The sequence below is a fragment of the Bacillus sp. ISL-45 genome (assembly GCF_018613195.1).
GTDB lineage: Bacteria > Bacillota > Bacilli > Bacillales > Cytobacillaceae > Mesobacillus.
In genome coordinates, this window is record NZ_JAGGQQ010000014.1 from 41,398 (window position 1) to 59,876 (window position 18,479).

Below are 18,479 nucleotides of genomic sequence, written 5' to 3' on the forward strand. Positions count from 1 at the left end.
CAAATTTATTATAGGCTTCTTTCTTTTACTAGATTGTAAAAAATAGAGCCTGGAAGTGAGGGGATTGCATGAAAACAGGTACAATCAGGCAAATATTGCTCATTACGGATGGCTGCTCGAACCAGGGGGAAGATCCAATTGCAATGGCTGCGCTGGCCAAGGAGCAGGGGATTACGGTCAATGTCATCGGTGTGATGGAACAGGATGTAATAGATGAACAGGGCATGACAGAAATCGAGGGAATCGCTATGTCTGGCGGCGGTGTCAGCCAGATTGTGTACGCGCAGCAATTATCGCAAACTGTCCAGATGGTGACAAGGAAAGCGATGACCCAGACACTTCAGGGGGTAGTGAACAAGGAACTGCAGCAAATCCTTGGGGGCAGCCGGACAGTGGAAGACCTTCCGCCAGAGCAGCGCGGCGAGGTTATGGAGGTTGTGGATGAGCTCGGGGAGACGGTCGAGCTCGATGTGTTGATTCTTGTCGATACCAGTGCAAGCATGAAGCACAAGCTGCCCACAGTAAAAGAAGCCTTGCTGGACTTGAGCTTAAGTTTGAATGCAAGGTCAGGGGATAACCGCTTTTCTGTATTTGTATTTCCCGGGAAACGAAAAGATGTCGAAAAGTTGTTGGATTGGACTCCGAAACTTGAGTCACTCACGAGCATTTTTGCCAAGCTGACAACCGGAGGAATTACGCCAACAGGCCCTGCCATTCGCGAGGCACTTTCCCATTTTAATAAAAAACGATCTTTAAGGAGCCTATTGTCCGGTGATGATGAATCCTTCTTTGAAGAATCTGTGTAAAGTCATTCCTGGTACGATCATCGAAGGGCAATGGCATCACAACCGATATACAATCATAAAAGAGCTTGGTTTTGGAGCGAATGGAATTGTCTATCTGGCAAGGTACGATAACAGACAAGTCGCATTGAAAATGAGTGACAATGGAATGTCGATCACCTCTGAGGTCAATGTGTTGAAATCTTTTGCCAAGGTCCAGGGATCTGCCCTCGGACCTTCTTTACTGGATGTGGATGATTGGGAACGTCCGGGTAAAAAAGTGAGCTTTTATGTAATGGAATTCATTAAGGGACCTGATTTCCTGGCTTTCCTGCAGCAAAAAGGGCCGGACTGGACCGGTGTGATAATCCTGCAACTGCTTGCTGATTTGCAGCTGCTCCATGAAAACGGCTGGGTATTTGGCGATCTGAAGCCGGAAAATATGATAGTGACCGGCCCCCCGGCAAGGATTCGCTGCATAGATGTCGGCGGTACGACAATAAAAGGGAGGGCGATAAAAGAGTTCACAGAATTCTATGACCGGGGCTATTGGGGTCTTGGCAGCAGGAAAGCAGATCCGGGCTATGATTTATTCGCTGTCGGGATGATCATGGTGAACACGGCCTATCCGAAAAGATTTACGAAGAAGTCTGGCGGAATGAACGAAATTATGGATAAAGTAAAACAAAGCCGGGAACTGAAAATCTATGAAAAGATAATCTATAACGCGCTTGCAGGTAAATATCATTCTGCCAGAGAGATGAGGACAGAGCTTCTGCAAGTCCATCAGCCTGCTCCGGAACCGAAAAAAAGTACCCGGCATCATAACGCACCGCCGCAACCAAAAGCACAACCGCAAAAAAAAGCAAATATATCGAGGGCGAATTCAAACCCAGCTGGCCGGCAAACACGGATGGGATACAGCAAGAAAAAGAAAAAATCCTCGGCGCTTGAAACAGTCACCATCATTTTGGTGATCTCTTTGTTATATTTTTTCTATATTTATAGCCAAATTACCTGAGATTTTTTGAAACCTTTGCCCGTCTCGTCCGTACATAAGGGATTAAGCTCTGACTTTTGAAAAAAGATGGCTGAAAGTGTTAAGCTGAAAAATAATAAACCTGTGTTATTAGAAGATTAATGGTTTGCCGGCATGGGTATAGTCTTAAACCGGCAATACTAGTAAGGAAGAACAAGATGATTGATACAAAGGTAAATGACTTTCTTGAAAAGCATGGTTTTCAGCTGAATAACAAGTCAATTGCAGTGGGGGTTTCTGGTGGTCCGGACTCGCTCGCGCTGCTCCACTTTTTATCCGGGCAGCGGGAAAGGAACTCCCTGAAGATCGTAGCTGTCCATGTGGACCATATGTTCCGAGGCGAAGAGTCTTACCAGGATGCCTTATTTGTGAAAGATTTTTGTGAAAAAAGGGGTATCCCCTTTGAGATGAAAAGAATCGATGTACCTTCCTATATGCGCGAGACAGGGCTAAGCTCCCAGCAGGCTGCCCGTGCATGCCGATACGGCTTTTTTGAGCAAGTAATGGAAAAGCATCATCTTCAATATCTTGCATTGGGCCATCATGGCGATGACCAGGTAGAGACGGTACTAATGAGGCTCACCAGGGGAAGTTCCGGGAAAGCCAGGGCAGGAATGCCTTTTATGCGGGAATTCGGTCCGTTCACCGTTTTCAGGCCATTTTTATGCCTGGCAAAAGAGGAATTGGAAGAATATTGCTCTGTGAATTTATTGGAGCCAAGGATCGATCCCAGCAATGAAAAGGCATACTATAGCAGGAATCGATTCAGGAAAACAGTTCTCCCTTTTTTAAAAGAAGAGAATCCGGCGGTCCATGAGCACTTCCAGCGTTTTGCCGAGGAACTTCAGATGGATGAAGAGTATCTTATTGAATTAACAAGCGAAGAATTGAATAAAGTAATGAAGAAAGAGGACAAAAAGATAAGTATTAGTATCCGTTCTTTTCAGGAAATGCCAATGCCTTTACAAAGAAGAGGGATTAAACTAATATTAAATTATCTTTACAATGATCGACCTGCTTCTCTTTCCGCTATACATATTGAAAAGATTTTTTCAATAATTCGCAACCCCCATCCATCTGGTACTCTTGATTTCCCCGGCGGTTTAAGAATTATACGATCGTATGGAAATTGCCACTTTGAATTGAATCCGCCAGAAAGGCAAAGCTATCGTTTCGAATTATCAGGTCCTGATCAGCTGGTTTTGCCAAATGGTAATGCCATTGATGCTCAATTGCTCAATGGTGCTCATGACAAAGAGTTTTCCAATAATGATCGCTTTACCGTTGACCTGGAGCAAACAGGAACTCCGCTGATCATCCGGACAAGGCAAAATGGCGACCGGATGTCATTGAAGGGGATGGATGGTTCAAGGAAGGTAAAGGATATTTTCATCGATATGAAAATTCCATTAGCCCAAAGAGATGAATGGCCGATTGTGACAGACAGTGAGGGCAGGATCCTTTGGCTTCCAGGGCTTAAAAAATCGAACAGTGAAGCAACAGAAGGAAACAGGTTATTACTATTAACTTATATAAAGTATTGATATCTTCCAGGGGGCACAAGGATCATGATGAAAAATGATATTGAAAAGGTATTATTTACAGAAGAGGAAATTCAGGAAAAGACAAGGCAGCTGGCGGCTCAATTAACAGATGAGTACAAGGACCGCTTCCCACTGGCAATTGGTGTTTTAAAAGGTGCCATGCCATTCATGGGAGACCTGCTAAAGCGCATGGATGCGTATCTTGAGATGGATTTCATGGATGTTTCCAGCTATGGAAATGCCATGGTATCTTCCGGAGAGGTGAAAATCCTAAAAGACCTCGATACTTCCGTAGAAGGAAGGGATATCCTGATCATTGAGGACATCATCGACAGCGGTTTGACTCTCAGTTATCTAGTTGAGCTATTCAGATACCGCAAGGCAAAATCAATTAAAATCGTCACTCTGCTTGATAAACCAACAGGAAGAAAGGCTGATATAACTGCTGACTATGTTGGATTCATTGTTCCTGACGAGTTTGTTGTCGGATATGGTCTTGATTACGCGGAAAAATATCGCAATCTGCCGTATATCGGCGTCCTGAAGCCAGAAGTTTATTCAAAATAAAAACGGTTGCGATTTAGTGAATGAAATTCAACATTTCGATTAAGAAGCAAATATTCTGAATGTTAATTTCTTGTATTAGCATAATTTGCTATGATACTATTTAGTATAGTTTGTCTACCGTGGGAGGAGGTAAGGGATGAATCGGATCTTCCGTAATACCATCTTTTATTTATTGATATTTTTAGTCATTATCGGAGTTGTGAGTTTCTTTAATGGCAATAACCAGCCAACTGAACCAATCTCTTACGATAAATTCATGCAGGAACTAGAGGCAGGCAATGTTGACGGTGAACTGACGCTTCAGCCTGAACGTGGTGTGTATGAAGTAAGAGGCCAGATGAAAGGCCAAGAGGAAGGCAAAGGCTTCATCACCTATGTCTGGAACAATCCTGAAACGCTTAACAGAATCGAACAGGCGGCAGCCGACGCAGATGTCGAAATCCTGCCTGCTAAAGAAACAAGCGGATGGGTGACCTTCTTTACGTCGATCATTCCATTTATCATCATTTTCATTTTGTTCTTCTTCTTGCTGAACCAGGCTCAGGGCGGCGGAAGCCGTGTCATGAACTTCGGCAAGAGCAAAGCGAAGCTTTATAACGAAGAAAAGAAGAAAGTCCGCTTCAAGGATGTCGCGGGCGCAGACGAAGAAAAGCAAGAGCTTGTCGAGGTTGTTGAATTCTTGAAGGATCCTCGCAAATTTGCTGATCTTGGGGCTCGTATTCCAAAGGGTATCCTTTTGGTAGGACCTCCGGGTACTGGTAAGACATTGCTTGCCCGTGCAGTTGCAGGGGAAGCTGGAGTGCCATTTTTCTCAATCAGTGGCTCAGACTTCGTAGAAATGTTTGTTGGTGTCGGTGCATCACGTGTACGTGATTTATTCGAAACAGCTAAAAAGAATGCTCCATGTATCATATTCATAGATGAAATTGATGCAGTCGGCCGCCAGCGTGGCGCTGGTCTCGGCGGAGGACATGATGAGCGAGAACAGACGCTTAACCAATTGCTAGTGGAAATGGATGGATTCGGTGCCAACGAAGGGATCATCATCGTAGCCGCTACCAACCGCCCTGATATCCTTGACCCAGCATTACTGCGTCCAGGACGTTTTGACCGCCAGATCACAGTAGACCGTCCTGATGTTGCAGGCCGTGAAGCTGTATTGAAGGTACATGCTAGAAATAAGCCACTTGATGAGTCCGTTAACTTGAAAAGTATTGCGTCTCGTACTCCAGGTTTCTCTGGAGCGGATCTTGAAAACTTATTGAACGAAGCTGCGCTTGTTGCAGCCAGGAGAGATAAGAAGAAGATAGACATGGAAGATCTTGATGAAGCAACAGACCGCATCATAGCCGGTCCTGCCAAGAAAAATCGTGTCATCTCCAAAAAGGAAAGAAATATCGTTGCGTTCCATGAAGCTGGCCATACCGTCATCGGGGTTGTCCTTGATGAAGCTGAAATGGTCCACAAGGTAACGATTGTTCCTCGCGGACAGGCAGGCGGTTATGCTGTCATGCTTCCAAAGGAAGACCGTTACTTCATGACTAAACCAGAGCTTTTGGATAAAATCACTGGACTCCTTGGCGGCCGTGTAGCTGAAGAAATCGTCTTTGGTGAAGTAAGCACAGGTGCACACAATGACTTCCAGCGTGCCACAGGCATTGCGAGAAGAATGGTTACTGAATTCGGTATGAGTGATAAGCTCGGACCAATGCAGTTTGGCCAGGCGCAGGGCCAAGTATTCTTAGGCCGTGACCTGAACAATGAGCAGAATTACTCTGACAAGATCGCATATGAAATCGACCTTGAAATCCAGGCAATCATTAAGGAAAGTTATGCAAGAGCGAAAAAACTGCTGACAGAGAATCGTGATAAGCTTGATATAATTGCGAACACGTTATTAGAGGTTGAAACTCTTGATGCAGAACAAATCAAGTATTTGATCGACCATGGCCGTCTACCTGACCGCAAAGTCAGTGTTGAGAATGACGACATGAAAGTAACGATCAATAAGAAAAAAGATGAGATGCCTGCAATCGAAGAGACTGATAAGAATGTTGACACAGTTATCGAAGATCCAAAGGCTATTGACGAAAATCCAAAACCAAAAGAATAGAATTCATGAAGCAGGTGTTCTTAACGGAGCATCTGCTTTTTTTTGTTTTGGTTGTATTAAAGCCTATCGGTGTTTTAAGCCCTGTTGATTGGAGTGGAAGGCGCGTAGACTCCTCCGAAAATGCTAACGCATTTCCCTCGTGCGTGGGCTGATTCAAGGAAGCTAATCAAAGTCCTGCGGGATCAACTGGACAGGTGAGACCCCGCAGGAGCTTGCGACGAGGAGGCTCAGCGCCAGCAAGGAAGAATTTGATCTTGAAAAAGACGGTAGTTGGGCTTTTTCATAATTCTTCCCCGCGCAAAGCGAAGCGTCTGGAACGGAAATCAACAGCCAAGTTTTTTTAAAAAGCCTTTGTTTTAAAAGGATGTTTACTTTACTTAGTGAATTCCTGGCGATTATGATATGATATTTTCAGTATTGATTAAGAAAACTATTAATAAGTTGGTGAATAGCTTGATTTTTGTTTTTGACGTCGGGAATACAAATATCGTGTTAGGTGTATATGATAAAGAAGAGTTGAAGCACCATTGGAGAATAGAGACAAACCGTCATCGAACGGAAGATGAATTTGGCATGATCGTCAAAAATCTGTTTGACCATGTCAACCTTTCTTTTTCAGATATAGATGGAATTATTATATCGTCTGTCGTGCCGCCGATCATGTTCTCGCTTGAGCGGATGTGCCAGAAATACTTCCACCTTAAGCCATTGGTCGTTGGTCCTGGCATTAAGACAGGGCTGGACATTAAATATGAAAATCCGAGGGAAGTTGGAGCGGACCGGATTGTCAATGCGGTCGCAGCCATCCATGAATATGGAAGCCCGCTGGTCATTGTCGACTTTGGGACTGCTACAACCTACTGCTACATCAATGAGCATAATCAATATATGGGCGGAGCGATTGCACCGGGGATAGGCATCTCCACTGAGGCCCTCTATTCAAGGGCAGCGAAGCTCCCGCGAATTGAGATCAGCAGACCTGACGACGTGGTTGGAAAGAATACCGTTTCGGCCATGCAAGCTGGCATTCTATATGGATATGTTGGACAAGTAGAGGGAATAGTTAAACGGATGAAAGATAAGAGTAAAGTCCCTCCAAAAGTCATCGCGACAGGCGGCCTGGCAAACCTGATCGCCCAGGAATCGAATATGATCGATGCTGTCGATCCATTTTTGACGTTAAAGGGACTTCAGCTTATCTATAAGCGCAATATCGAAAAAAACAATTAAGCTTCCTTAAGAGGACGCATACAACTTTACAGCACGAAGGGAGTAAAAAAATGAGCGATTATTTAGTAAGAGCACTTGCTTTTGACGGGCAGGTAAGAGCATATGCAGCAAAAACAACGGAAACAGTTGGGGAGGCACAGCGCCGCCATTATACATGGCCGGTAGCCTCTGCCGCACTTGGCCGGACAATGACAGCTGGGGTTATGATGGGTGCCATGCTCAAGGGCGATGATAAAATGACAATCAAAATCGAAGGCGGAGGTCCGCTTGGACTCATTCTTGTGGACAGCAATGCCAAAGGGCAGGTAAGGGGCTATGTATCAAACCCTCATGTCCACTTCGAATTGAATGAACACGGCAAGCTTGATGTAAGACAAGGTGTCGGTACAGATGGAACGCTTACGGTCGTGAAGGATTTAGGCTTGCGCGACTATTTTACAGGACAGGTGCCGATTGTCTCTGGTGAGCTAGGAGAGGACTTCACTTATTATTTCGCAACTTCCGAACAGGTCAATTCTTCAGTTGGTGTCGGGGTACTGGTTAATCCCGATAACTCCATTAAAGCAGCGGGAGGATTCATCATCCAGCTGATGCCTGGGACAACAGAAGAAACGATCACAGCAATCGAACAACGTTTGCAGTCTATTCCGCCAGTTTCAAAGCTGATTGAAAAAGGATTATCTCCTGAAGAGTTGCTGGAAGAATTGCTTGGAAAAGAGAATGTAAAAGTCCTTGATACAATGCCGGTGAATTTTGAATGCAATTGCTCCAAGGACCGATTCAGCAATGCCATGATCAGCCTTGGTTCAGATGAAATCCGTGATATGATCGAGACAGAGGGACAGGCAGAAGCACACTGCCATTTCTGCAATGAGAAATACATGTTTACAAAAGAAGAACTGGAAGAGATAGAGAAAGAAGCAAAATAAGCGATATCTGGGGGAAAAGAAGTGGAAAAGAAGCAGCTTTGGTACATTATTGCCGGGTTAGCCATTTTGAACGCAATAACTCTTGTGATGCTGCTAGCCAAGCCTGCAATCCTTGAAGGAAACAAAGAATCAGTTGCGGAAATTGGCAATGAGTCGATTTCCCGCCAGGAATGGCTCACTGAGCTTGAAGAACGATACGGCCAAGATACGTTAAGGGACATGATCGACCAGGAAGTAGTCAAACAAATGGCTGAGAAGTATGATGTCAAGTTGTCTGATGAGGCTGTCGAACGCGAATTGACTATTTATAAGGCACTGTATTCCACCACAGGTAACGAACCAAAAACAGAGGAGAAATGGAAACAGCAGATTAAATACAGTCTGCTGCTCGAAGAAATTTTAACAAGGGATGTTAAAGTATCGGAAAAGGATATGAAGTCCTTTTACGCACAGAATAACAGTCTTTTTGATATCCCTGGATCCTATCACCTGTCACAAATAGTCGTTGAAACAAAAGAAGAGGCTGATTCAGCGGTGAAGGAGCTGAAGAATGGCTCCAGCTTCGCTGCTCTCGCGATGGAGCGGTCTGTCGATGAGTTTTCGGCTAATGCAGGTGGTGATATTGGCTTTGTTACTGCAGAAGATGAGCTTGTTTCCCCGGAGATAATAGATGCAGCAAAAATGCTGAAATCCGGAGAGTGGACAGGCCCTGTTAAAGTGGAGAATGGTTATGTTATCGTTTATCTTCATGAGAAGCTTGAAGGAAAGAAATACGCATACAATGAAGTTGAAAACCAGATTCGCAGGCAAATAGCCCTCGAACAAATGGATATCCCTGTTTCTGCCCGGGCTTTCTGGAATGATGCAGAAGTCAGCTGGTTTTATGGAGACAGTGAGAAGAAATAATGAAGGAAGCACCGGGTTTTGTCACCGGTGCTTTTTTTGTTTAGGGATATTCAAAAAAGGTTAGTTTAAAAAGGATGGGGCTCTTTTCGGTGATGCTTTTGAACAGGCTAGGCTGTTCAGCAGCAAAGTCTACGATAAGAGCCTAGGCAAAAGAATGATTTCAGTTTTTGTCGAAGCATACTGATTGACATATACTTAAAGTACTGGTAAATTTTAATAAAACCAATTAAAATAGTCGGATTAAAGGGGTGGATAATTTGGTACGTATTGCAAATTCAATTACAGAGTTGATCGGCCAGACACCAATTGTGAAGCTGAACGGACTTGGCGATGACCAAAGTGCAGAGGTATATTTGAAGCTTGAATACATGAATCCGGGGAGCAGTGTTAAGGATCGTATCGCATTGGCAATGATTGAGGATGCTGAAGCAAAGGGAGCCCTGAAGCAAGGGGATACGATCATCGAGCCAACGAGCGGCAACACAGGGATCGGGCTTGCGATGGTGGCTGCAGCCAAAGGTTACAAAGCAATCCTTGTCATGCCAGAAACGATGAGCATGGAGCGCAGGAATCTCCTCCGTGCTTATGGAGCGGAACTTGTGTTGACTCCTGGACCAGAAGGTATGGGCGGTGCTATCCGCAAAGCGGATGAACTGGCAAAGGAAAATGGTTACTTCATGCCGCAACAGTTCGAGAATGAAGCAAACCCATCCATCCATGAAAGAACGACTGGACCGGAAATTGTCGAGCAGATGGGTGACCAGCTGGATGCTTTCATCTCTGGTATCGGCACAGGCGGAACAATTACAGGAGCAGGAAAAGTCCTTCGCGAAAAATACAAGAATATCAAGATAATTGCAGTCGAGCCAACGGATTCTCCGGTATTATCCGGCGGAAAACCTGGACCACACAAGATTCAGGGAATCGGTGCAGGGTTCGTTCCTGGAGTACTTGATACAAACGTATATGATGAGATCATCAAGGTTGAAAATGAGCAGGCATTTGACTATGCCCGCCGTGCGGCAAAAGAAGCAGGCATCCTCGGCGGAATCTCATCAGGTGCAGCCATCTATGCAGCACTTGAAACAGCGAAAAAGCTGGGCAAAGGCAAAAAGGTATTGGCAGTGATCCCAAGTAACGGAGAACGCTATCTAAGTACCCCGCTATACCAATTTGAAGAATAGTTTTTGAAGAGGCAGGCTTTTATAAGCTTGTCTCTTTTTTGTCTATGAAATAGGGTTATTCTTATAAATCAACAGACTAGTTTAAGATGACCAAAAAAATAGCCAAGTTTTCATGAAAAACCATCATTTTAAAAATGAAAGCGCGCCCTTCATCATGTATGATGGATAAAGAGAAAAAAATTGAGGTGAAAAACTTGCCGAACTATAGCATTCAATCAAAGATGATTCCATATACAGCTTCACGTTTTTTTCATCAATACGACCATATTGCACAACAATATAAAGAGCATGTCATCCTCGAAAGCGGGAGGGGCGGGCGATACAGTATTGCAGCGTTTAATCCCTGGATTGTATTTTCGGGTAAAAATAATCAACTGACGATCACCCAGGATGGTTCTTCAAACATTTTTGAAGGAAATCCTCTTGAAATTATGAAAAATCAAATGGAAATATATCATGTGCCTGAAGAAGAAGGCTTGCCGGATTTCCAGGGCGGCGCGATCGGCTATTTGAGCTATGATTATGCCCGCTATATCGAAAAGCTTCCCGTACTTGCCAAGGATGATTCCGGGATCCCAGAGGTCTACTTCCAGCTATTCAAGGAGTGGTTTGTTTTTGACCATAAGACTGAAAATCTCTGGCTGATGGCCCTGACGAAAAAAGGCCAGGAAAAGCAGGCAGAGGACAGGCTTTTAGGGTGGTTAGCGAACTGGCAGGCTGATGTGCCAGCAGCTGCCGCCGAAAAAAAGCCTGCTGCAGATGAACTGCAAGTATCCATGGATGAAGCTGAATTCATCGCGGCGGTTGAGAAGGTGCAGCAATACATTGCCCAGGGGGACGTCTTCCAGGTGAATCTATCCGTCAGGCAGTCCAAGCCAATCGAAACGGAAGCGCTGGAAGTGTACCGGCAGCTGCGCAAGCTAAACCCGTCTCCTTATATGGGTTATTTGCATACGGAGGACTTCCAGCTCGTCAGCGGTTCGCCTGAACTTTTGGCAAAAATAAAAGGGTCGGAGGTCAGTACAAGGCCGATTGCCGGTACAAGATCAAGGGGCATAACTGACGAAGAAGATTTACAGCTTGCCAATGAACTGATCAATAATGAAAAAGAGCGTGCCGAACACGTCATGCTTGTCGACCTGGAAAGGAACGACCTTGGCAGGGTGTGCAAGTACGGTACGGTAGAGGTCAATGAGTTCATGGTCATTGAAAAGTACTCGCATGTCATGCATATTGTCTCCAATGTCAGGGGGGAGCTGGCAGAGGGTGAAACATGGTTCGATGTTGTCAATGCGACCTTCCCTGGCGGCACGATTACAGGAGCACCGAAGGTAAGGACAATGGAAATCATTGAGGAACTCGAGCCGGTGAGGCGCGGACCGTATACCGGCTCGCTAGGCTGGTTCGGTTTTAACGGCAATATGGAACTGAACATCATCATCCGGACAATGCTCATCAAGGATGGGATGGCGCATGTCCAGGCAGGAGCAGGTGTTGTTATCGACTCTATCCCTGCCAATGAATACAAAGAATCCTTAAAGAAAGCTATTGCTCTTTGGAAGGCGAAAGAGCTTGCGGAGGGTAAAGTATGATTTTGATGATCGATAATTATGATTCATTCACATATAATCTTGTTCAGTATTTAGGTGAAATGGGCGAAGAGCTTAAAGTCATCCGCAATGACCAGACGTCCATCAGGGGAATTGCAGAGCTCGATCCGCAGTTCTTGATGATTTCACCTGGGCCATGCAGCCCGAATGAAGCGGGCATTAGCCTGGAGGCAATCAAGAATTTTTCAGGCAAGACGCCAATCTTTGGTGTCTGTCTGGGCCATCAGTCCATTGCCCAGGTATTTGGCGGTGACGTGGTCCGTGCGGAGCGTCTCATGCATGGAAAAACGTCCATGGTCTATCATGACGGCAAGACGATTTTTGAAGGACTTGAAAATCCGTTTCCTGCAGCACGCTACCATTCGCTTATTGTAAAAAAAGAAACCCTTCCTGACTGTCTGGAGGTTTCAGCTTGGACGGAGGAAGGCGAAATCATGGCAATCCGCCATAAAAAACTGCCAGTCGAAGGCGTCCAATTCCACCCGGAATCCATTCTAACGACGCCAGGAAAGCAGCTGCTGCGCAATTTCGTAGCTCATTACAAGACTGCAAAGGAAGTTAGTTTATAATGTTCGTATACATGAATGGCAGTTTCGTTAAAAAAGATGAGGCCACCATTTCTCCTTTTGACCATGGGTTTTTATATGGGTTAGGTGTCTTTGAAACGTTCAGGATCTACAATGGCCACCCTTTTTTGCTGGATGACCATCTGGAGCGGCTGAATGCCAGTCTTCGAATTTTGGATATTGAAGCAGAATTTAACCGGGAGGAAAGCGTAAAGATCCTTGAAGGTTTATTAGCTAAAAATAAACTCAAGGATTCCTATATCCGCTTCAATGTTTCGGCAGGTAATGGCGAAATAGGCTTGCAGACAGAAAGCTACCTGGAGCCGAACGTGATTGTTTTTGCGAAGCCGCTGCCGCAAGCGGGGAGTATGAGTGAGAAAAAAGCTGTGCTGTTGGAATTGAGGCGCAACACACCCGAGGGAACAGAGCGGCTGAAGTCACACCATTATCTAAACAATGTACTGGCCAAGCGTGAGGCAGGCCCTGAAATGGATACGGAAGGGATTTTTCTGACACGTGATGGCTTTTTAGCCGAAGGAATTGTCTCTAATATTTTCTGGTACAGGGATGGCCATCTTTTCACGCCTGCAATCGAGACCGGGATTTTAAATGGAGTCACCCGCAGGTTCGTCATTGCGCTTGCCCGCAATGCAGGCATCGAGGTTCGTGAAGGCTTTTACAAAAAGGAAGAAGCGGAAGAAGCTGAGGAAATATTCCTGACTAACTCGATTCAGGAAATCGTTCCGGTCACAGATTTTTCAGGTAAAAGCTTTCCCGGGAAATCAGGGGTGTTGGCGAACAGCCTGTTCGGCAAATATGAAGCTTGCCGGGAAACGTTATGGAGCAGAACAAAATTGGATGGAGGACCTCGAAAATGAATACCGTGATAAAAGCCGGTCCATATGCACTGGACTTTACACATAAAACATTGATCATGGGAATATTGAACGTCACGCCTGATTCCTTTTCAGACGGCGGTAAATACAATCACCTTGAAAATGCTGTTGCACATGCCAGGCAGATGATTGCCGATGGAGCGGATATTCTTGATATCGGCGGCGAATCGACAAGGCCGGGGCATGAGCGGATTTCCGATGAAGAGGAGATCAGCAGGGTGGTGCCTGCGATCGGAGCCATTTCGAAGGAAGTCCAGGTACCGATTTCCATAGACACTTATAAATCGAAGGTTGCCAAAAGTGCTGTCGATGCTGGTGCGGCCATTATCAATGATATCTGGGGAGCGAAGGAAGACCCGGAAATTGCCGATGTCGCGGCAGAAACCGGAGTTCCAATCATCCTGATGCACAATCGGAAAGAACGCAATTATTCAAACTTCATCCGAGATGTATTGAACGACTTATATGAAAGCATCACAATCGCGAAAAAAGCAGGGGTAAGCGATGAGCAAATCATCCTGGACCCGGGCATCGGCTTTGCGAAAGACCTCCGGGAAAACCTTGAGATGATGCGTCACCTTGATACGCTTGTGTCCTTGAGATATCCCGTACTGCTTGGCACATCGAAAAAGTCGATGATCGGCGGTGTGCTCGATCTTCCTGTATCTGAACGGACAGAGGGTACGGGAGCGACCATTTGTTATGGAATCCAGAAAGGATGCCAAATCGTCAGGATCCATGATGTGAAAGAGATGTCGCGCATGGCAAAAATGATGGACGCGATGATGGGAAAGGGTGAATATTGTGGATAAAATACATGTCAATCATATGGAGTTTTACGGATACCACGGTGTTTTTCCTGAAGAAACAAGATTAGGCCAGCGTTTTGCAGTGGACCTGACGGTAGATCTGGACCTATCGAAAGCGGGAAAAAGCGATGAACTGGAGCATTCGATCAACTATGCGGAGTTATATCAGGCTTGCAAGGAAATAGTGGAAGGCAAACCATTCAAGCTAGTGGAAGCCATTGCTGAGAAAATCGCAGGCACTATTCTGGAGCGCTTTTCACTTGTAGAGGCATGCCATGTAAAGGTCATCAAGCCAGACCCGCCGATCCCTGGACACTACAAATCCGTCGCAGTCGAAATCACAAGGAGTAGATGACAGTGGAAAACAAAGCATATATTGCGCTAGGCTCCAATATGGGGGACCGGTTCGGATATTTGACACAGGCCATCATCCTCCTGGAAAGCCATGAGAAAATCTCGGTGGTAAATACTTCTTCCGTCTATGAGACAGACCCGGTAGGCTACACGGACCAGGACCAATTTTTAAACATGGCAATCCAAGTAGAGACAAGCCTTGCGCCTGTCGAACTACTCGATACATGCCTTGAGATCGAATTGAAACTTGGGAGAAAAAGGGAAGTGAAATGGGGCCCAAGAACTTTGGACCTTGACATTTTGCTGTTCAATCACGAAAATATTGTAACAGAGAAGCTTACAATTCCGCACCCTCGGATGAGCGAACGCGCATTTGTAATCCTTCCATTGCTTGATATGGACCCAAATATCACGCTCCCGACCATGAAGGAGCCGCTGAAAAACAGTCTACTAAGTATACCGGATAGAGAAGGAGTACGGATATGGAAGCAGAAAAATGGGGAAGACGTATTCGCGCTTATCGAAAGCTGAAGGGTTTTACACAGGAAAGCTTCGCTAAAGAGCTGGGTGTATCGGTTTCCATCCTTGGAGAAATCGAACGCGGCAACAGGATGCCTGATGAAAGGCTGATTGTCAAAATCGCAGAATTCCTGGGTGTCGGCATAGATGAATTAACACCGCAATAGGTTTGATATATGGATAAATTAAAAGGAGGCAGAGTATGCTCAAGATTGGCGATATCGAAATGAAAAACCAGGTTGTCCTTGCGCCAATGGCTGGCATCTGCAACTCAGCGTTCCGTTTGACGGTAAAAGAATTCGGCGCCGGCCTTGTCTGTGCCGAAATGGTCAGCGACAAAGGGATTGTTTCTCAAAACAATAGAACACTCGACATGTTATATATAGATGAACGGGAAAAGCCGCTCAGCCTGCAGATTTTTGGCGGTGAAAAGGAAACGCTTGTCCAGGCTGCGCAATACGTGGATAAAAATACGAATGCCGATATCATTGATATCAACATGGGCTGTCCGGTACCAAAGATCACGAAATGTGATGCAGGTGCGAAATGGCTGCTTGACCCAAATAAAATCTATGAAATGGTATCAGCTGTGGTAGATGCAGTAGAAAAGCCAGTTACGGTAAAAATGCGCATGGGCTGGGATGACGAACATATTTTCGCAATCGAGAATGCCCGAGCTGTAGAACGTGCAGGCGGAAATGCCGTAGCCCTTCACGGCCGTACACGTTTACAGATGTATGAAGGAACAGCAAACTGGGATATCATCCGTGACGTGAAGCAGGCTGTAAACATTCCGGTAATCGGCAACGGGGATGTACAGACTCCACAGGATGCCCGGAGAATGCTTGACGAGACAGGCGCAGATGGAGTCATGATTGGCCGTGCTGCTCTCGGAAACCCATGGATGATCTACCGTACGGTAAAATTCCTCGAAACAGGGGAATTAATGGGGGAACCAGGTGCGCGCGAAAAAATCGACGTCAGCATCCTGCACCTTGACCGCCTGATTGCTTTAAAGAACGAACATATTGCCGTCCGTGAAATGCGCAAGCATGCAGCGTGGTACCTAAAGGGTATCCGCGGGAACGCAACTGTCCGTAACGGTATCAATGAATGCTCAACAAGAGACGAGCTTGTCAGCTTGCTGAAAACCTTCGCGGATGAAGCGGAAGCAAAAGAGCAAATAGCACACCAGGTTGGATAAATTGACATTAATCGTCACTTTTCCTATAATACCTTTATCCTTAAATGTAACTGCCAGTGGTCAAACTGGCAGTTTTTATTCTATTAAGGCATTAAAAAAAGAGATTTTTAATGTCTGAATACGTTTGTTTGTGTAAAATAATAAAAGTATCCGCCAAACATACTCAGGATTACATAATAAATCTATTATATATATTGGAGTGAAAGCGATATGAGTCATGAAGAGTTAAATGACCAGCTCAGAGTCAGAAGAGACAAAATGAGTTCATTGCGTGAAAAGGGTATGGATCCTTTCGGTAAAAGATTTGAACGCACCCATCTTACTGATGAGCTGATTAGCGAATACGGTGAATTGGAAAAAGAAGAGATTGAAGCAAAGAATGTATCGGTCAAAATAGCTGGACGGATCATGACGAAGCGCGGAAAAGGAAAAGCTGGCTTCGCGCATATCCAGGACCTAAATGGCCAAATCCAGATTTATGTCCGCCAGGATGCAGTCGGTGAAGAACAATATGAAGTATTTGATTCTGCTGACCTCGGTGATATTATCGGTATCGAAGGAACACTCTTCAAAACAAAAGTTGGTGAGCTTTCAATTAAAGCACAAGACTTTGTGTTCTTGACGAAGGCGCTCCGTCCGCTGCCTGAAAAGTTCCACGGATTGAAGGATGTCGAGCAGCGCTACCGTCAGCGTTATCTTGACCTGATAACCAGCAATGACAGCAAGACGACTTTCATCAACCGCAGCCGTATCATCCAGTCCATGCGCCGCTATTTAGATGGACAGGGATATCTGGAAGTGGAAACGCCATTGATGCACTCAATAGCTGGCGGAGCTTCGGCACGTCCGTTCATCACGCATCATAACGCGCTGGATATGCAGCTTTACATGCGAATCGCAATCGAGCTTCACCTGAAGCGCCTGATTGTCGGCGGCCTTGAAAAGGTATATGAGATTGGCCGTGTATTCCGTAATGAAGGTGTTTCGACAAGACATAACCCAGAATTCACGATGCTTGAGCTTTATGAAGCATATGCTGACTGGAGAGACATCATGTCCCTTACTGAGAACATGGTTGCGTACATCGCCCAGGATGTTCTTGGAACAACAACAATCCAGTACGGCGAGTATGAAATCGATCTTAAGCCAGAGTGGAAGAGAGTCCACATGGTAGATGCGATCAAGGAACATACAGGAGTGGACTTCTGGCCGCAAATGAGCACTGAAGAAGCTCGTGCGCTTGCTAAGGAGAATGGAGTGGAAATCACTGAGCATATGCAGTATGGCCACATCGTCAATGAATTCTTCGAGCAAAAGGTAGAAGAGCACCTGATCCAGCCAACATTCATCTACGGCCATCCGGTGGATATTTCTCCTTTGGCTAAAAAGAATGATGATGATTCGCGCTTCACTGACCGTTTTGAATTATTCATCGTGGCAAGGGAGCATGCAAACGCATTTACCGAGCTTAATGATCCGATTGACCAAAGAGAGCGTTTTGAAGCACAGCTGAAAGAAAAAGAACAAGGAAATGACGAAGCGCATGAAATGGATGAAGATTTTATCGAAGCATTGGAATACGGTATGCCTCCAACAGGCGGACTGGGAATCGGCATCGACCGACTCGTTATGCTCCTGACTAATTCACCTTCCATTAGGGATGTCCTATTATTCCCGTTGATGCGTCATCGTTAATAGATAGAAGAAAGGCAAAGCGGCATAAGCTGCTTTGCCTTTTCTTTTAACAAGCTAGAATGGCTTAGGGATCATAGTTAAACTGCAGACGCTTTTACAGACTGATTTGACCACAGAAATATGAATTGTCTTTCTTTTAATTCGATGAATAAAAATCGAAAAAAGATATTGCTATTGCAGAATAAAGGTGCTATATTTATATCTGTTGCTACGAGCTACTTAGTTAGCAGCAAAGAAAATAAAAAACTTATTGACATTGGGTTTTGAACCTGGTAATATATAAGAGTTGCTTCTAACGGAGCGACAAAACAAATTGTTCTTTGAAAACTAAACAAACAAGCGTCAACAAACAATAAATGATCATGTTTCTTTTATAAGAACATGAGCCAACGTTTTAACTTATGAGCTAACTCATAACTCTTTTTTGGAGAGTTTGATCCTGGCTCAGGACGAACGCTGGCGGCGTGCCTAATACATGCAAGTCGAGCGAATCTTCATTAGCTTTCGTTTGAAGTGCAGCGGCGTACGGGTG

18 protein-coding genes and 1 rRNA gene are annotated in these 18,479 nt (G+C 45.2%); all 19 read left to right on the forward strand.

Annotated features, from left to right (window positions below; genetic code table 11):
• Positions 1 to 68: 68 nt before the first annotated feature.
• Entirely contained in the window at positions 69 to 806 is a 738-nt protein-coding gene (locus tag J7E35_RS18210) for a vWA domain-containing protein (protein ID WP_214782162.1), read from the forward strand.
• Positions 775 to 1,803: a protein kinase domain-containing protein gene (locus J7E35_RS18215; RefSeq protein ID WP_214782165.1), complete on the forward strand. Its 1,029-nt coding sequence runs from the start codon at positions 775 to 777 to the stop codon at positions 1,801 to 1,803. The genes J7E35_RS18210 and J7E35_RS18215 overlap by 32 nt, the downstream gene beginning before the upstream one ends.
• A gap of 176 nt (positions 1,804 to 1,979) precedes the next feature.
• Positions 1,980 to 3,365 (forward strand): tRNA lysidine(34) synthetase TilS, encoded by a 1,386-nt coding sequence (gene tilS, locus J7E35_RS18220; RefSeq protein ID WP_214782168.1) that lies wholly within the window; start codon positions 1,980 to 1,982, stop codon positions 3,363 to 3,365.
• Between the two features lie 24 nt (positions 3,366 to 3,389).
• A complete protein-coding gene (hpt, locus tag J7E35_RS18225; RefSeq protein ID WP_214782171.1) occupies positions 3,390 to 3,932 on the forward strand; it encodes a hypoxanthine phosphoribosyltransferase in 543 nt (180 codons plus the stop codon).
• Positions 3,933 to 4,068: 136 nt separating this feature from the next.
• Positions 4,069 to 6,045 (forward strand): ATP-dependent zinc metalloprotease FtsH, encoded by a 1,977-nt coding sequence (gene ftsH / locus J7E35_RS18230; protein ID WP_214782174.1) that lies wholly within the window; start codon positions 4,069 to 4,071, stop codon positions 6,043 to 6,045.
• 453 nt (positions 6,046 to 6,498) lie between these two features.
• Positions 6,499 to 7,275: a type III pantothenate kinase gene (locus J7E35_RS18235; RefSeq protein ID WP_214782215.1), complete on the forward strand. Its 777-nt coding sequence runs from the start codon at positions 6,499 to 6,501 to the stop codon at positions 7,273 to 7,275.
• A 50-nt stretch (positions 7,276 to 7,325) separates the two neighbouring features.
• The gene (hslO, locus tag J7E35_RS18240; RefSeq protein ID WP_214782176.1) at positions 7,326 to 8,204 is read left to right on the forward strand and encodes an Hsp33 family molecular chaperone HslO; all 879 of its coding nucleotides are present in this window, start codon (positions 7,326 to 7,328) and stop codon (positions 8,202 to 8,204) included.
• 21 nt (positions 8,205 to 8,225) lie between these two features.
• The gene (locus J7E35_RS18245; protein WP_214782178.1) at positions 8,226 to 9,110 is read left to right on the forward strand and encodes a peptidyl-prolyl cis-trans isomerase; all 885 of its coding nucleotides are present in this window, start codon (positions 8,226 to 8,228) and stop codon (positions 9,108 to 9,110) included.
• Between the two features lie 257 nt (positions 9,111 to 9,367).
• The gene (gene cysK, locus J7E35_RS18250; protein WP_214782180.1) at positions 9,368 to 10,294 is read left to right on the forward strand and encodes a cysteine synthase A; all 927 of its coding nucleotides are present in this window, start codon (positions 9,368 to 9,370) and stop codon (positions 10,292 to 10,294) included.
• A gap of 221 nt (positions 10,295 to 10,515) precedes the next feature.
• Entirely contained in the window at positions 10,516 to 11,886 is a 1,371-nt protein-coding gene (locus J7E35_RS18255; RefSeq protein WP_251009504.1) for an anthranilate synthase component I family protein, read from the forward strand.
• Positions 11,883 to 12,473, forward strand: a complete 591-nt coding sequence (gene pabA, locus J7E35_RS18260; RefSeq protein ID WP_214782182.1) for an aminodeoxychorismate/anthranilate synthase component II — start codon at positions 11,883 to 11,885, stop codon at positions 12,471 to 12,473. Before J7E35_RS18255 ends, pabA begins: the two co-directional genes overlap by 4 nt.
• Positions 12,473 to 13,348: an aminodeoxychorismate lyase gene (gene pabC, locus J7E35_RS18265; protein WP_214782185.1), complete on the forward strand. Its 876-nt coding sequence runs from the start codon at positions 12,473 to 12,475 to the stop codon at positions 13,346 to 13,348. The genes pabA and pabC overlap by 1 nt, the downstream gene beginning before the upstream one ends.
• Positions 13,345 to 14,178 (forward strand): dihydropteroate synthase, encoded by an 834-nt coding sequence (gene folP, locus J7E35_RS18270; protein ID WP_214782188.1) that lies wholly within the window; start codon positions 13,345 to 13,347, stop codon positions 14,176 to 14,178. Before pabC ends, folP begins: the two co-directional genes overlap by 4 nt.
• On the forward strand, positions 14,171 to 14,530 hold the full coding sequence (gene folB, locus J7E35_RS18275; protein ID WP_214782191.1) for a dihydroneopterin aldolase: 360 nt from the start codon (positions 14,171 to 14,173) through the stop codon (positions 14,528 to 14,530). Before folP ends, folB begins: the two co-directional genes overlap by 8 nt.
• A gap of 2 nt (positions 14,531 to 14,532) precedes the next feature.
• Positions 14,533 to 15,060: a 2-amino-4-hydroxy-6-hydroxymethyldihydropteridine diphosphokinase gene (gene folK, locus J7E35_RS18280; RefSeq protein ID WP_214782194.1), complete on the forward strand. Its 528-nt coding sequence runs from the start codon at positions 14,533 to 14,535 to the stop codon at positions 15,058 to 15,060.
• Positions 15,012 to 15,215, forward strand: coding sequence for a helix-turn-helix domain-containing protein (locus tag J7E35_RS18285; RefSeq protein ID WP_214782197.1), 204 nt, complete (start codon positions 15,012 to 15,014; stop codon positions 15,213 to 15,215). Before folK ends, J7E35_RS18285 begins: the two co-directional genes overlap by 49 nt.
• A 35-nt stretch (positions 15,216 to 15,250) precedes the next feature.
• Positions 15,251 to 16,252, forward strand: a complete 1,002-nt coding sequence (gene dusB / locus J7E35_RS18290) for a tRNA dihydrouridine synthase DusB (protein ID WP_214782200.1) — start codon at positions 15,251 to 15,253, stop codon at positions 16,250 to 16,252.
• A gap of 210 nt (positions 16,253 to 16,462) precedes the next feature.
• Positions 16,463 to 17,947 carry a lysine--tRNA ligase gene (gene lysS / locus J7E35_RS18295; RefSeq protein WP_214782203.1) on the forward strand — a complete coding sequence of 495 codons (1,485 nt, stop codon included), beginning with the start codon at positions 16,463 to 16,465 and terminating at the stop codon, positions 17,945 to 17,947.
• 421 nt (positions 17,948 to 18,368) lie between these two features.
• Positions 18,369 to 18,479: ribosomal RNA gene (locus tag J7E35_RS18300) — 16S ribosomal RNA — on the forward strand; the annotation flags it as partial.

Bases quoted from the DNA above. Each gene is read 5' to 3' on its own strand.
- dusB (WP_214782200.1), top strand. From the start codon at position 15,251: ATGCTCAAGATTGGCGATATCGAAATGAAAAACCAGGTTGTCCTTGCG.
- J7E35_RS18255 (WP_251009504.1), top strand. From the start codon at position 10,516: ATGATTCCATATACAGCTTCACGTTTTTTTCATCAATACGACCATATT.
- tilS (WP_214782168.1), top strand. From the start codon at position 1,980: ATGATTGATACAAAGGTAAATGACTTTCTTGAAAAGCATGGTTTTCAG.
- lysS (WP_214782203.1), top strand. From the start codon at position 16,463: ATGAGTCATGAAGAGTTAAATGACCAGCTCAGAGTCAGAAGAGACAAA.
- ftsH (WP_214782174.1), top strand. From the start codon at position 4,069: ATGAATCGGATCTTCCGTAATACCATCTTTTATTTATTGATATTTTTA.
- hslO (WP_214782176.1), top strand. From the start codon at position 7,326: ATGAGCGATTATTTAGTAAGAGCACTTGCTTTTGACGGGCAGGTAAGA.
- J7E35_RS18285 (WP_214782197.1), top strand. From the start codon at position 15,012: ATGGAAGCAGAAAAATGGGGAAGACGTATTCGCGCTTATCGAAAGCTG.
- J7E35_RS18210 (WP_214782162.1), top strand. From the start codon at position 69: ATGAAAACAGGTACAATCAGGCAAATATTGCTCATTACGGATGGCTGC.
- J7E35_RS18215 (WP_214782165.1), top strand. From the start codon at position 775: ATGATGAATCCTTCTTTGAAGAATCTGTGTAAAGTCATTCCTGGTACG.
- pabA (WP_214782182.1), top strand. From the start codon at position 11,883: ATGATTTTGATGATCGATAATTATGATTCATTCACATATAATCTTGTT.
- folP (WP_214782188.1), top strand. From the start codon at position 13,345: ATGAATACCGTGATAAAAGCCGGTCCATATGCACTGGACTTTACACAT.
- pabC (WP_214782185.1), top strand. From the start codon at position 12,473: ATGTTCGTATACATGAATGGCAGTTTCGTTAAAAAAGATGAGGCCACC.
- hpt (WP_214782171.1), top strand. From the start codon at position 3,390: ATGATGAAAAATGATATTGAAAAGGTATTATTTACAGAAGAGGAAATT.